Below are 14,688 nucleotides of genomic sequence, written 5' to 3'. Positions count from 1 at the left end.
GGATAATGCATCCCATCATCAAATTGGTTTCCCAGCGCCTGGCGCTGGGACTCCTTTGCTGCTCGGCGCTTCGGCCCTGATTTTCGGCCTAACCGAAGCCCTACCCGGAGACGCCGCGCAAGCCGTCCTGGGGCAGTCCGCAACTCCAGAGGCCTTGGCAAACCTACGCGAAGAAATGGGCCTGAACCGCCCTGCCCTTACACGCTATTTCGAGTGGTTGGGCGGCATACTTCAGGGTGACCTGGGTCAATCCCTGACCAACAAACTTGATATCTCCGAGAGTATTGGAAAACGCCTTGGGAACACTCTGTTCCTGGCTTGCGTGGCAGCAATAGTTTCCGTACCGCTTGCAATCTTTCTGGGGCTGCTTGCCGTGCGGTTCCGCAATCGCTGGCCCGACAAACTGATTTCAGCCATCACCCTGACGACGGTTTCGATCCCCGAATTTCTGATCGGTTATGTGGTGATCTACTATATCTCAGTGAAATTGGGATGGTTCTCGTCGCTTGCGATGATCAATGATTCTATGTCGTTTGGACAAAAGTTGAATGCAATCGCGCTACCTGCCTTTGTTCTGACGCTGGTCGTGCTGGCACAGATGATGCGCATGACGCGCGCGGCCATTCTGAACCTCATGCAATCGGCCTATATCGAAACCGCTGAATTGAAAGGCCTCAGCACATTTCAGGTTATTGCCCGCCATGCCTTTCCCAACGCGATTTCACCGATCGTGAACGTCGTCATGCTGAACCTGGCCTATCTGGTCGTGGGTGTTGTCGTGGTCGAGGTTGTGTTCGTCTATCCAGGTATGGGGCAATACCTTGTGGATGCCGTGACCAAACGTGATGTGCCGGTTGTTCTGGCCTGCGGCGTGGTGTTTGCGGCCGTTTATATCGGTCTGAACATGGTTGCAGATATCGTGTCGATCCTTGCCAACCCAAGACTGAGGCATCCGAAATGATAAAGAACATTCCTCTTTCGGCTCTGATTGGCCTTATCTTCACCTTCGCCTATTTCTTTGTGGCGATCGCCGCCCCGTTGATTGCACCCTATGGAATGGCAGAAGTCGTCGGCGACGTCTGGGAGCCGAGCAGCCCCGAACATCTGCTAGGCACTGACAATATCGGTCGCGATCTGCTGACCCGCATGATCTATGGCGGGCGCACGACAATCTTCATCGCGGCAGCGGCGACGCTGCTCAGCTTTCTGACCGGTACGTCGCTGGGCTTGCTGGCTGCTGTACTGGGCGGATGGGCTGATCAGGCGCTCAGCCGTACGGTGGATCTGATCATGTCAATCCCGACTCTGATCCTGGCACTGGTCATTCTGGCCATCGTTCCGGTGACCGTCCCGATCCTGATCCTTGTTATGGGCTTACTGGATGCCACTCGCCCGTATCGTCTATCGCGATCCGTAGCGGTGGACATCAACGTGATGGACTATGTTGAAGCCGCCAAGCTGCGCGGCGAAGGGCGCGCCTGGATCATCTTCCGGGAAATCCTGCCCAATGCGCTGTCGCCACTTGTGGCCGAATTCGGGCTACGGTTCATCTTCATGGTTCTGTTCATCTCGACCCTGTCGTTCCTGGGACTGGGCGTCCAGCCACCGCTGGCTGACTGGGGCGGTATCGTGAAAGAAAACAAGGATGGCATCGTCTATGGCATCGGCGCAGCGCTTTATCCCGCTGTGGCCATTGCGACGCTGGCAATCTCGGTCAACCTGGTGGCTGACTGGGTCCTGAATCGTACCACATCGCTGAAAGGAGGCCGGGGATGAGTGATGTCCTTCTCAAGGTCCGCGACCTCAAAATCGGCGCGACCGTCTATCCGCCGGGTGAAAAGCCCCATGACATCGAGATCGTGCACGGGGTCAGCTTTGACCTCGCGCCAGGCAAGGTGCTGGGTCTGATCGGCGAATCCGGGGCTGGCAAATCTACCATCGGTCTGGCCTCAATGGCCTATGGCCGTGGCGGTGTGAAAATCACCGGGGGCGAGGTTTGGGTAAACGGGCGTGATATCCTCAAGACATCTCATGGGGATATCCGCAAACTGCGCGGTGGTGAGGTAACATATGTTTCCCAATCCGCCGCCGCATCGTTCAACCCCGCAAAGAAGATCATGGATCAAGTGGTCGAGGCCGCAGTTGAGCAGAAGAAGTTTTCGCGCAAAGAGGCTGAAGCCCGCGCGCGTGAGCTTTTTGCCAAGCTGGGTCTGCCCGACCCTGACAATATCGGTGATCGTTACCCGCACCAGGTTTCGGGCGGACAGCTGCAGCGCTGCATGACGGCGCTGGCGCTTTGCCCTGAGCCTGATCTGGTGGTTTTTGACGAACCTACCACGGCACTGGACGTGACTACCCAAATCGATGTGCTGATGGCCATCAAAGACGCCATTCGCGACTCGGGCGTTGCCGCCTTGTATATCACCCATGATCTGGCAGTTGTGGCCCAGGTCAGTGATGACATCATGGTGCTGCGGATGGGCGATACGGTCGAATACGGAAATACCGATCAGATCATCAACCGCCCGCAAGAAGAGTACACACAGGCGCTGGTTTCGGTCCGCTCAATCGAGCACGAAGAGAAAAAACCAACTCCTGAACCCGTGCTGAGCGTCGATGGTATCACCGCGCGCTACAAAGGCTTGAACTTCGACGTGCTGCATAATGTCAACGTCGAGCTTCATCCGGGGCAGACACTGGCGGTTGTGGGTGAATCCGGGTCGGGCAAGTCTACGCTGGCACGGGTCATCACCGGGCTTCTTCCGCCCCGCGATGGTGAGATTACCTTTGCGGGCCGCAAGCTCAGCTCTGATCTGAAAGGCCGCACGCGTGAAGACCTGCGTGAGCTGCAAATGATCTACCAGATGGCCGACGTGGCAATGAACCCGCGTCAGACCGTCGGTACGATTATCGGCCGCCCACTCGAGTTCTACTTCAACATGCGCGGCGCCGAGAAACGCAAGCGGATCGTTGAGCTGCTGGATGAGATCGAACTGGGCGAGAAGTTCATCGATCGTTATCCGGCGGAACTGTCAGGTGGTCAAAAACAGCGTGTCTGTATCGCGCGATCGCTGGCAGCCAAGCCAAAGATGATCATCTGTGATGAGGTCACCTCGGCGCTCGACCCGTTGGTCGCGGACGGTATCCTCAAGCTGCTGCTGGATCTGCAAAAGATCGAGGATGTGGCATACCTGTTCATCACCCACGATCTGGCGACAGTCCGTGCGATCAGCGATAGTATCGCGGTGATGTACCAGGGTCGGGTGGTTCGCTACGGTCCCAAGAGTCAGGTGCTAAGCCCTCCGTTCGACGACTATACAGACTTGCTGCTTAGCTCGGTGCCTGAGATGCATCTTGGCTGGCTGGAAGAGGTTGTCGCCCACCGCAAAATGGAGAGCGCGGGGAACTGATCCGCGCCCTTCTCATAGAAACACCGAAGACCATTCAAATTCCCGGCGCTGTGAACACAAGCAGACGTCGGGATTTTGCTATTTGGGGCGCAAATGCGCAGCCATAGCCGGACGAATCTCATAGGTTCGCCGGAACGAATACTCAGAAACAAGGGCCGGAACATGGACCGCAAACTGCTTTTGATCATCCTCGACGGCGTCCCCTGGCGCAACTTTCGTCGACTGTTTGGCAATCTTGAAGGGTGGGTCGACAGCGGTGCTGCCCGGGTTTGGAAACTCCGCTCTGTGCTGCCCTCGACCTCTGCCAGCTGCTACGCCTCCATCCACACCGGGGTCACACCGCAAGAGCATGGCTGTACAGGCAACGGCAACGTCTTCCGACTAAGCCACAAGGACGTGTTCAGTCAGGTGCGTGAGGCAGGCGGTGTAACCGGCGCGGTCACCCACAGCTATTGGTCTCAATTCTTCAATCGCCACCCGTTCGACTACGTCCGCGATGTTGAATATGACGAGCCCGACAACCTGACAATCAACCATGGTCGCTTTCATTCAATGACGGGATATGGCAACGCCAACCAGATGACGCCAAGCGATGTCGATCTGTTTGCCTCGCTCACCAACCTGTGTCTGCGCTTCGGACTGGATTATGGCATCCTGCACACTTGCACACTGGACAGCATGGGGCATCGTTTCTTCCACGATTGCGCCGAGATGGACCATGCCTGTTTCGTCATGGACGAAATGCTGGCCCCATTCATTCCGCGTTGGCAGCAGTTGGGTTATGACGTCATCGTGACGGCTGATCATGGTCAGGACGAACGCGGCCATCACGGTGGTCGCAGCCCGTTGCAGCAGGAAACGGCGCTTTACTATTTTGGTGAGGCCAAAGGCCCTGAACCGGATACCGTGATCGACCAGCTTCAGCTAGCCCCAACCATACTTAAGCGTATGGGTGCGCCGGTGGCGGACACGATGAAAGCCAAGCCGTTCCTGACCTGACGCGGTTCAGTCGTAGGACCAAATCCCCTGCCCCAATGCCTCAATGGCCACGGAAATGCGTTCAAAGCTGTCCGCTGCGCGCCCGACAGATGTTCTGGCGCGTAGGTACCCATGGACCAAACCTGCCTCGTTGATGCATTGGGCTTGCCCACCTGCGGCTGTGATCCGGTCGCAATAAGCTTTCCCGTCATCGCGCAGCGGATCGCAATCGGCGGTCACCACCACCGTCGGCGGTAGCCCCGAGAAATCGACGTCATGCAACGGTGCAAAGGTAGGATCGTTCTGGGGCGTGGTCCCTTGATACCGAACAGTCTCATAAAACCGGATATCGTCCAATGTCAGCAGCGGGGCATTGGCATGTTCGATATACGACCCCTGCGACATATCTCCGCCTAAGCCGGGATATATGAGGACCTGCCCCAGCACATTTTCCAACCGCCCCCGACCATGGTGCGAAACGGCTGCTGCCAGATTGCCACCCGCGCTGTCACCGGCCAGCACGATCGGTTCGCCGTATTCCTGAACCACCCAGTTCGTGGCGGTCCAGCTATCCTGAAACTGCGCCGGGTGCACATGCTCAGGGCACAACCGATAGTCGACCGAAACGATCCGATAGCCCGTCTGGGCGCAGAGTTCAGCACAAACATCATCGTGGCTATCCAAGCCCCCGACGACGAACCCACCACCATGTATGTAGACGACAGTCCGGGTGGGGTCACCGGCACTATAGATGCGAACAGGTACGCCATCGGCGGACCTGTCGCGCACCTCGATGCCAGGTGGGCGCGGCTGGCGGAAGTCCTGACACATCGCGTCATAGACCCGGCGTTGGTCAGCAATGGACATCTCTACTGTATCATCCGGATAGCTCTCGGCTGTACGCCGGATGAAACCCCAGGTCTCCTCGTCGATCAGACGTTCATAGTCCATTGTTCCTCCGAATTATTCAGACCACTCCCATGGCCGAGTAAACGAACCCAGCACTTTTGAGACATCGTCTTCGGAAGACCCATTCGCGTCAAGCTGCGCGATAAGACCTCGCTTCTTGTCATCGATTACCGAAACAACCCGCGCTTCAATGCCTGCGGCGTCCAAAGCACCGTTGTAGATGCGAGTGATGGCCTGCTTGCGCAGTTCGGGTTTGAAAACCTTGCCAACGGCGGTTTTCGGCAATTCATCCAGAATGGTCATATGCTTGGGCTGTGCCGCGCGTTCGTGGACGTGGACCTTGCAATAGTCCATCAGCTCCTGTTCAGTGACCGAGGCCCCCTCGACCAGTTCAACAAAGGCGCAAGGCACCTCACCCGAATGCGCATCGGGCTGACCGATGGCCCCTGCAAAGGCGACGGCATCATGGCCCAGCAAGGCCTCTTCGATTTCTGCGGGATCGATATTGTGTCCGCCGCGAATGATCAGGTCCTTCGCGCGACCGGTGATCCACAGATAGCCGTCCTCATCAAACCGTCCCAGATCGCCCGTGCGCAGGTATTTATCGAAATGATAGAGGTTCGTATTCTTGTCGGTCTCGGTATAAGTATTTCCCGCGTATACGCCGGGGTTCGAGATGCAAATTTCACCGATCTGATCTACGCCGCACTCGGTTGGTCCATCCGGCCCGTCCTGCAGGATTTTGACATCCGTATAAGGGAACGGGATACCGATCGAGCCGATCTTCTTTTCCCCATCCACTGGGTTGCATGACACCAGACAAGTGGCCTCGGTCAGGCCGTAGCCCTCGACGATAGTAACGCCGGTCGCTTCTTCAAACCGACGGAACAGTTCGACCGGCAACGGAGCTGATCCCGAAAATGCTGTTTTAACGCTGGATATATCCGCATCCACAGGTCGCTGCATTTTGGCTGAAATCGCTGTCGGCACTGTGATGATGAACGAAACCTTCCAGCGTTCGATCAGTTTCCAGAAATTGTCGAATACACCATCACCGCGATACCCTGCAGGCGTCGGGAATACCACATGTGCACCAGACGACACCGCCGCCATCACGATGACATGCACCGCAAAGACATGGAACATCGGCAGAGGGCACATGATGACGTCGTTTTCGTCAAAGAGCAGCGTGTTGCCCAACCAGCCATTGTAGATAAGGCCCGAGTATTTGTGCTGCGCTACTTTCGGCATGCCCGTAGTGCCGCCCGTGTGGAAGTAGCACGCCACCCGATCTTCCTGGCTATCCTCAAAGTTCAGCGTTTTAGGCTGCTTGTTCAGCTCATCAAGGAAGTTCTTGTAATCCGCATGGGCCAGCTTTTCTTTATCACCCATCTTTGGGCGCAAGAACGGTACAAGCCAGGATTTGGGCGGCGTCAGATAGCGATTCAGGTCGATCTCAAGGATCGTGTTGACGCCCGGAGCGTGGCGTACTGCCTCTTCAACCTTTTGGGCTACATCGGTTTTGGGGAAGGATTTCAGCGTGACCACGACCTTGGCCTTGGTCTCACGCAGGATCGCCGCGATCTGCTCCGGCTCCAGCAATGGGTTGATCGGGTTCACGATCCCAGCTACCGCACCGCCCATCATGGTGACCAGCGTCTCGTTACAGTTGGGCAGCACATAAGCCACCACATCGTTTTCTCCGATGCCAAGGGAACGGAACAGATTGGCCGCTTGGTTGACTTTTCCCAGCAGTTCGGACCATGTCAGCGTCTCAGCCTTGTCACTCGGTCCAGACAACAACTGAAAGCTGATCGCTTTGTGGTTCGGGAACTTGCCCGCCGTCCGCGACAACAGCTGGTGGAAAGTGACGGGTACGTCCCGGTCCTCCCACGTCATCTCCTGCTCGATGCGCGCCTTGTCTTCCAATCCCACAAAGGCCATGTGGCTCCTCCCCTGATCTGTCTCCCGTGTCGCGCACAGGCTTGTTTGTCACCTCCAAGATGGAAGCAAAACACACCATGCGCAAGCAAGGGCTTAGCGATCAGGTCCGGGAATATGTAGAATGACGCTACGGCGAAACGAGATGTGCCGGAGCGTCACTTTATTCTGCAGCCACCCCGTCGGTGAACTGCAAGCGTGCGAGGCGGGCATACAAACCGTCCTGCGCCACCAGATCGTTATGGGTACCCTGCGCCACAATGCGCCCGGCTTCCAGCACGACAATCCGGTCTGCCTTCTTAACGGTCGCCAGACGGTGCGCCACGATCAGAGTGGTGCGCCCTGCCCTCATGTTATCGACCGCACCCTGCACCGCACGTTCGCTTTCTGCGTCCAAAGCCGAGGTCGCCTCGTCCAGCAGCAGCACCGGTGCGTCGCGCAGGATGGCACGTGCGATGGCGATACGTTGCTTCTGACCACCCGACAGCATTACGCCCCGTTCGCCTACAAAGCTGTTATACCCTTCGGGCAAAGCCGAGATGAACTCATGCGCGGCAGCGGCTCGGGCGGCGGACTCGACTTCGGCATCCGAGGCGTCCAGACGGCCAAAGCGGATATTCTCGCGCGCCGAAGCGGCAAAGATCACGGGGTCTTGCGGGACCAGCGCGATGTGCTGGCGGAAGTCGTCACGGTTCAACTCGCGCAGGTCGAGCCCATCAAGGCTGACCTGTCCCGCATCGGGATCATAGAACCGCTGAATCATCTGGATGACTGTTGTCTTGCCCGCACCAGACGGGCCAACAAAGGCCACTGTCTCCCCAGGTTTAATCTGCAGTGACAAATGATCCAGCGCGACAACGTCCGGGCGCGCGGGATAGTGGAATGTCACATCGTCGAAACGTATCTCTCCGCGTACGGGCACAGGCAATGCCTTGGCCTGCGACGGATCGTTGACTGTATCTTCAGCGTTCAGAAGCTCGACCAAACGCTCGGTCGCACCTGCAGCGCGCTGCAACTCGCTCCAGATTTCGGACAACGCCGCGACTGAACCCGCCATGATGATCGAATAGATCACAAACTGGATCAGCACGCCCTCGGTCATGATCCCGTTACGCACATCATTCGCACCCATCCACAGCACGCCAACGATGCCCGAGAAGACGAGAAAGATCACAATGACGGTCAGAATCGCACGGGTCTGGATCCGACGCAGAGAAACTTCGTACGAAGTTTCTGTCATCTCTCCAAACTGCGTCTTGCTGGCGTCCTCATGAGTAAAAGCCTGCACGGTTTGCACCGCACCCAACGCCTCGCCGGCATTTCCAGAGGACGCCGCAATCCAGTCCTGATTTTCCCGGCTGATCACCCGTAACCTGCGGCCCAGTACCAATATTGGCACAACCACCAGCGGAATCAGCAGCAACACCATCCCAGTCAGCTTGGCAGACGTCAGCAGCATCAGCACCAGTCCGCCGACGAACATCAAAAGATTGCGGAGCGCGATGGACACAGACGACCCCAGCACCGATTGGATCAGCGTTGTGTCGGTGGTGATACGGCTCAGAACTTCGCCGGTCATGATGCGCTCGTAAAACTCGGGGCTCATCCCGATCACGCGGTCAAAAACCGCCTTTCGGATATCGGCCACCACACGTTCACCCAACCGGGTCACCAAAGCATAGCGAATACCCGTACCCACGGCGAGAATCCCGGCTATACCGAGGGCGGCCAGAAAGTACCATTCAAGCAAATCACCATCTTCGATGCGGAAATTGTCGACCACACGCCGCACAGCCAAGGGCAATGTCAGCGTCATGCTGGCCGTCAGGATCAACGCCAGTGTCGCGCCGATCATCAGCAGTCGATAGGGCTTCATAAACGGCCACAATGACCGCAGCACGCCTATTTTCTTTGACCGCGCACGCTCTTCCTGTGCACGCGGAGCCGAATTGTTCGCTGGACTGGCGGCGCTGGTTCTTGCCATGTCTGGCCCTTGTATTTTGGTCGATCGCCCTGATCAGGCATCATTCCCAGCTTCTTGGCGTCAGAGGCGTTTGGGGTCAAGCTGAAGACAAAGTTTTGCAACCCGATAAGGGCTAAATGACGCAACTTGTGTGAGGGATCAACTGGAGCGGGCGGCGGGAATCGAACCCGCGTCATTAGCTTGGAAGGCTAAGGTCTTACCACTACACAACGCCCGCTCAGCGAGCCCACCACCTATTTCATACGAAATTTGACGTCAAGAGGATGTTTCAATCAAATGCGCCTCGCACTGTGATTTGAAAGGTCCATTTTGCCAGGATCGACACGTGCGAACAGCCGGGTGCTTTTCGGCGAGTGTTCTTAACTGATCAGGCGGGCTGGATCATTGCAAACGCTCAAAAGAGCATTTTCCGCGCTCCGCGACGCCATTCACGAAAATGTGCTATAGTTCGAAAATCCGTCGTCCGGCGCTGTTTGCCCGTCCTCGGCGGAATTTTAGCGGGGGATTGAATGATGACCGAATTTGACCTCGGCACGTATCGCCGTGCTGTTACCACTTCATCAAGCGAAGCTCAGAAACTGTTCGATCAGGGGCTCATCTGGTTGTTCGGGTATAACCACGAGGCCGCTGCCGCCTGTTTCGAACAGGCCATTACTCATGACCCGAAATGCGGTATGGCCCATTGGGGCATCGCCTATGCGATTGGTCCAAATTACAACAAACCATGGGAGTTCTTCGAGCCCGATGAAAAAGTTGCAACCCTTGATCGGTCGCGTCAGGCAATCGAAGCGGCGATGGCATTGCGCGCATCCTCTACCCCGGTCGAGGCGGCGCTGATCGAAGCGATCTCACAACATATCCCGTCGGACCCCGAGATCGAAGATTACGCCCCGTGGAACGACGCGTTCGCCGATCTCGATGCGCGCGGTTTATTCCGATCATCCGGACGACCTGGATGTCTCATCTGTGTTTGCCGAATCCTTGATGAACCGAACGCCCTGGCAGCTATGGGATCTCAAGAAGGGCGTGCCCGCCGAAGGGGCATCCACCACCGAGGCACAAGCCGTTCTGGAAAGGGCCTTTGAAACGCTTCCCGGTGCCTGGGATCATCCCGGCCTGCTGCATATGTATATCCACTTGATGGAGATGTCGCCCACTCCGGAAAAGGCGCTGCGACACGGGGATCGGCTGGTCGATCTGGTGCCCGACAGCGGGCATCTAGTTCACATGGCGACGCATATCGACGTGTTGTGCGGCGACTATCAGAATGTGGTCTGGCGCAATCACCGAGCCGCAGCGGTCGACAAGAAATATGAAGCCATGGCCGGGGGTGAGAACTTCTATACCGTCTATCGCGTCCACAACGTACATTTTGAAGCCTATGGGGCCATGTTCCTTGGGCAACCCGAATTGGCCCTGGCTGCGTCCGAGGAATTGATGCGATTATTGCCGGACAATGTGATCCGTTACTTCCCGGATTTGTTCGAATCCTTCTATGGCAAGAAGGTCCATGTCATGGTTCGCTTCGGCATGTGGCAGGAAATTCTGGATGAACCCATGCCCGGCGACGCGGAGTTATACAGCTATACCACCGCCGCAATTCATCAGGCGCGCTCTGTGGCTCTGGCCAATTTGGGTCGTATGGACGATGCAGCGCATGCACGCAAAGTGGCCGTTCAGGCCAGAAAAGCCGTCCCGGAAAGTCGACTGGTATTCAACAACACCGCCGAGGATGTTTTGATGATCGGCGAGGCGATGATGGATGGAGAGATCGCGTTCAAATCCGGTGACCGTGAAGGCGGACTTGATCATCTGCGCCGCTCGGTCGAGTTGGATGACAATCTGGTTTATGACGAGCCGTGGGGATGGATGCAGCCAACAAGGCACGCTCTGGGTGCCTTGTTGATGGAAGACGGTCAATTCGATGAGGCCGAGGCCGTCTATCGGGCCGATCTGGGTCTGGACGACACGCTCGCCCGTGCCTGCCAGCATCCCGGCAATATCTGGAGCCTTCACGGCCTGCATGAATGCCTGATTCGTCGCGGTGAAACGACGGAGGCCCGTCATATCAAGCTGCAACTGGACAAAGCTGCTGCACGGGCCACGGTGCCTATCCATGCCTCATGTTATTGCCGCAGCAAGGCAAAGGCGGCTTAGGCTTCTGGTCGTTTGGCGATAGATTCGCCTAAACATTGATCAGCGCCGCAGGTAGATCGGCGTCAATCTGTACGCGGCGCAGATCAAAAGAAGCTTTGCTCAGACTGTCAATTTCCTGTCATGTGATCGCTCTAAACCCACGGGGCGATTCTTAGTTCAGACAGCCAGGAGCTATCCATGACAGACGTCGATCTCACCACCCTTTCCGCCGACGATTGGGATGAGTTGCACTTCCCCCGCCCGGATGAACACGACTTCGATCGCGTGGTTGAAAGCGCTATCTCGCGGCGGGGTTTCCTGTCAGGAGTTGTGGCATTTGGGTCGGGCGCTGCGGCGATGGGCGCTGGTTTGTTGGGCTCAACTTCAGCACAGGCGGTCGATGCACAACGCTTTGCCTTCACGCCGATTCCTGCCCAGACTGATGGGACAGTCCACGTGCCGGAAGGTTATGAGTGGAACATGCTAATGCGCTGGGGCGATCCGCTGTTTTCCGAGGCCGATGGATACGATTTGACCGATGGCGGTAAGGTTGAAAACTCGGACAAGGTTTTTGGCGAGAATACGGATGGGATGGAGACATTCTCGTTCCGGGGTCACGAGCTGATTGCGATCAACCACGAGTACCCGAACCGCAAGATCAACCTGCCTGCCGCGCAGGAAGGTGTTCCAACCCGTGCCGATGACGTTCTGAAGTTGCAGAACATCCAGGGCGTGACCGTAATGGAGATCAAGGAAGGCCCTGCGGGCTGGGCGGTCGATAAGGACAGCCCCTTCAACCGCCGGATCCACCACAACACTCCAATGAAGATCGTCGGCCCCGCCGCTGGTCATGACCTACTGAAGACCGAGGCCGATCCGACAGGAACCGCGTCGCTGGGCACCATGAACAACTGTGGTTCCGGCAAGACACCGTGGGGCACCTACCTGACCTGCGAAGAAAATTTCAACGGCTACTTTGGTTCCTCTGACGAGAATGCCAGCTACGATCAGAAGGTCGCGGACGGCATGAAACGCTATGGCATCAAAGCCGAAAGCTGGAATGGCTACGAACTGTTTGACCCCCGCTTCGACACCTCGAAAAACCCCAATGAGCCGCACCGCGCAGGCTGGATCGTTGAAATCGACCCGACCAAACCCGACAGCACTCCGGTCAAGCACACCGGCCTTGGTCGCTTCAAGCATGAAAATGCTGAGGTCGCGCTGGCTGCGGACGGTCGTGTCGTGGTCTATATGGGCGACGATGAACGTGGCGAGTATCTTTACAGGTTCGTCTCGAACGCGGCCTATGCGCCCGGTGTCGACACTCAGGGCTTGTTGAATGACGGCACGCTATATGTCGCCAAGTTCAATGACGACATGAGCGGCGAATGGCTGCCGCTGACGCCGGAAACAACCGGCATGGACGCGGCCGAAATTCTGATCTTTACCCGTATGGCCGCATCGGCTGCGGGCGGCACCACAATGGACCGCCCGGAATGGGTGGCCTCAAGCCCTGTTGCGGTCGAGGCATATTGCTGCCTGACCAACAACAAGAACCGTGGAGTTAAGCCAAATGCTGGGGGCGATGACACTGCAGTCAACGGCCCTAACCCGCGCGAGGCCAACAAATACGGCCAGATCGTGCGCTGGCGTCCAGCGGATGAAGATCACGCGGCCACTGGCTTTGATTGGGATCTCTATGTCATGGCCGGAAACCCAACTGTTCATTCGGATAACCGTGGCGGATCGGCAAATGTGAACGAAGGCAACCTGTTCAACTCACCCGACGGCATGGCCATCGATTCGACCGGTCTGGTCTGGATTCAGACAGACGGGAATGATGACAACGAGGAAGAATTCGCAGGAAACGGCAATAACCAGATGCTGGTTGGCGATCCCGTGACCGGGGAGATTGTGCGCTTCATGACCGGCCCGAATGGCTGTGAAGTCACCGGTCTGGCCTGGTCGACCGACCTGCGCACCATGTTTGTTGGCATCCAGCATCCGGGCAGCAATTGGCCCGATGGCGGTACGCCGCGTTCGTCGGTGATTGCGATCAAACGCACCGACAACGGGCTGGTCGGCTAATCAAGCCCTTGCATCAAAAACGCCCCTGAACTTCGGTTCCGGGGCGCTTTTTCGTCTCAATTCAAATATCATCACCCGGTGGATCAAGCAGCCCGCCCGGCGCAAGCAAGGCACGTTCTGAAAGCCACGGGTTCAGTTCGAGTGCATGGTTCAGCGCCGTTCGCGCTTCGTCCAGCCGCTTGAGACCCAACAGCGATAATGCACGCCCGCTAAGCGCCGCTACATGGTTCGGGGACAGCTCAATGGCCCGATCCAGATCGATCAGGGCCGCACCGTAATCCTGCTGCAAATAGTTGACGAATGCCCGCTGATTGTACCCCTCGGCATAATCCGGGCAATAAGCGACCAGAGCGTCAAACTCGGCCAGCGCACCGGTCAAATCCCAAGACTCGCGCAGAAACATCCCGCGATCCAACAGGGTTTGAGATCGGGCGTCCGGCGCATCGGTCCAGAGTTGCCACATCCGTCCCGAAATGCCCCGCGCCTCGCGCTCAGACGACGCGGTTTGGGCTTGCGCAATCAGGGCGTCGACGCCAGAAATATGATCCGGCGCAACCGGGCAATCTGCAGAAGCCTGAGCGGCAGAACCAGCGAGTATGGCAACGATAAGTACGTTTTTCATCCTCTCTAACCTGATCCATCAGGCGTTTAGGTCAACTGCTTTATAGCGGAGCCAGCAACCCGGTTTCTTTCACCGCCTCCATCGCAACGAAGGTGGAGGTGTTGGCAACATGCGGCAGGGATGAGATTTTCTCGGCTAGCACCGTGCGGTATTCTGTCATCGATCGGGTCCGGATTTTAAGCAGATAGTCAAAGTTGGACGCGATCATATGAGCCTGTTCAATCTCAGCAACTCTGCGCACCGCTGCATTGAACTCGGCCAGTGCTTTTTCACGAGTATCTGTGAGACGCACCTCGACAAAGGCCACATGGTCAAGGCCCAGACGGATCGGGTCCAACATGGCGCGATAGCCTGTGATGATCCCGTCAGCCTCAAGCCGCTTGAGCCGCGCCTGTGTCGGCGATTTTGACAAGCCGATCCTGCGCGCAAGGTCCGTCACTGAGATGCGGCCATCTTCAGCTAATGCCGTAAGGATCGCACGGTCAAAGCGATCAAGGCTGGACAAGTCGTTTTGCATGATCAGGCTCCTATATTTCAGTCAATTCGACCAGAATTCGAGAAAATTCGGTCCTTTCTCCTGACTGTAGGCGGTTATATTAGGCAAAAGCCCCGGAGTACAC

11 protein-coding genes, 1 tRNA gene and 1 pseudogene are annotated in these 14,688 nt (G+C 57.0%); 7 read left to right on the top strand and 6 right to left on the bottom strand.

Translation table 11 applies throughout. From position 1 onward, the window contains the following. Positions 1 to 5 precede the first annotated feature (5 nt). From AC1DFB_RS02570 to AC1DFB_RS02555, 4 genes and pseudogenes are all read left to right on the top strand, one after another. Positions 6 to 961 (top strand): annotated as a pseudogene (locus tag AC1DFB_RS02570) (ABC transporter permease). Beyond that, positions 961 to 1,776, top strand: coding sequence for an ABC transporter permease (locus tag AC1DFB_RS02565; RefSeq protein ID WP_170402849.1), 816 nt, complete (start codon positions 961 to 963; stop codon positions 1,774 to 1,776). Before AC1DFB_RS02570 ends, AC1DFB_RS02565 begins: the two are co-directional and overlap by 1 nt. Beyond that, positions 1,773 to 3,410, top strand: coding sequence for an ABC transporter ATP-binding protein (locus AC1DFB_RS02560; protein WP_170392262.1), 1,638 nt, complete (start codon positions 1,773 to 1,775; stop codon positions 3,408 to 3,410). Before AC1DFB_RS02565 ends, AC1DFB_RS02560 begins: the two co-directional genes overlap by 4 nt. Positions 3,411 to 3,572: 162 nt before the next feature. After that, on the top strand, positions 3,573 to 4,409 hold the full coding sequence (locus AC1DFB_RS02555) for an alkaline phosphatase family protein (RefSeq protein ID WP_170401655.1): 837 nt from the start codon (positions 3,573 to 3,575) through the stop codon (positions 4,407 to 4,409). 6 nt (positions 4,410 to 4,415) lie between these two features. Here AC1DFB_RS02555 and AC1DFB_RS02550 read toward each other — a convergent pair whose 3' ends face one another. The 4 genes from AC1DFB_RS02550 to AC1DFB_RS02535 all read right to left on the bottom strand — a co-directional run bounded on the left by AC1DFB_RS02550 (position 4,416) and on the right by AC1DFB_RS02535 (position 9,439). Next, positions 4,416 to 5,339 (bottom strand): alpha/beta hydrolase, encoded by a 924-nt coding sequence (locus tag AC1DFB_RS02550; protein ID WP_170420683.1) that lies wholly within the window; start codon positions 5,337 to 5,339, stop codon positions 4,416 to 4,418. Positions 5,340 to 5,351: 12 nt separating this feature from the next. Next, on the bottom strand, positions 5,352 to 7,241 hold the full coding sequence (locus AC1DFB_RS02545; RefSeq protein WP_480922070.1) for an acyl-CoA synthetase: 1,890 nt from the start codon (positions 7,239 to 7,241) through the stop codon (positions 5,352 to 5,354). Between the two features lie 160 nt (positions 7,242 to 7,401). Further along, positions 7,402 to 9,222 carry an ABC transporter transmembrane domain-containing protein gene (locus AC1DFB_RS02540; RefSeq protein ID WP_480922069.1) on the bottom strand — a complete coding sequence of 607 codons (1,821 nt, stop codon included), beginning with the start codon at positions 9,220 to 9,222 and terminating at the stop codon, positions 7,402 to 7,404. A 143-nt stretch (positions 9,223 to 9,365) separates the two neighbouring features. Continuing rightward, a tRNA-Gly gene (locus tag AC1DFB_RS02535) sits at positions 9,366 to 9,439 on the bottom strand. Positions 9,440 to 9,731: 292 nt separating this feature from the next. Here AC1DFB_RS02535 and AC1DFB_RS02530 point away from each other — a divergent pair. The 3 genes from AC1DFB_RS02530 (at position 9,732) to AC1DFB_RS02520 (ending at position 13,446) form a co-directional block, all read left to right on the top strand. Then, positions 9,732 to 10,307, top strand: a complete 576-nt coding sequence (locus tag AC1DFB_RS02530; protein WP_480922068.1) for a hypothetical protein — start codon at positions 9,732 to 9,734, stop codon at positions 10,305 to 10,307. Continuing rightward, complete coding sequence (locus AC1DFB_RS02525) at positions 10,207 to 11,379, top strand: hypothetical protein (RefSeq protein ID WP_480922067.1); 1,173 nt, start codon at positions 10,207 to 10,209, stop codon at positions 11,377 to 11,379. Before AC1DFB_RS02530 ends, AC1DFB_RS02525 begins: the two co-directional genes overlap by 101 nt. Positions 11,380 to 11,556: 177 nt before the next feature. After that, the gene (locus AC1DFB_RS02520) at positions 11,557 to 13,446 is read left to right on the top strand and encodes a PhoX family protein (protein ID WP_480922066.1); all 1,890 of its coding nucleotides are present in this window, start codon (positions 11,557 to 11,559) and stop codon (positions 13,444 to 13,446) included. Between the two features lie 61 nt (positions 13,447 to 13,507). On the opposite strand, the gene AC1DFB_RS02515 is transcribed toward AC1DFB_RS02520, so the two are convergent. Both AC1DFB_RS02515 and AC1DFB_RS02510 read right to left on the bottom strand, forming a co-directional pair. Beyond that, positions 13,508 to 14,068: a tetratricopeptide repeat protein gene (locus AC1DFB_RS02515; protein ID WP_480922065.1), complete on the bottom strand. Its 561-nt coding sequence runs from the start codon at positions 14,066 to 14,068 to the stop codon at positions 13,508 to 13,510. A 40-nt stretch (positions 14,069 to 14,108) separates the two neighbouring features. Continuing rightward, positions 14,109 to 14,585, bottom strand: coding sequence for a winged helix-turn-helix transcriptional regulator (locus tag AC1DFB_RS02510; RefSeq protein ID WP_170401672.1), 477 nt, complete (start codon positions 14,583 to 14,585; stop codon positions 14,109 to 14,111). Positions 14,586 to 14,688: the final 103 nt, after the last annotated feature.

The organism is Ruegeria sp. S84, assembly GCF_056583445.1.
This window is presented reverse-complemented; position numbering and strand designations above follow the sequence as displayed.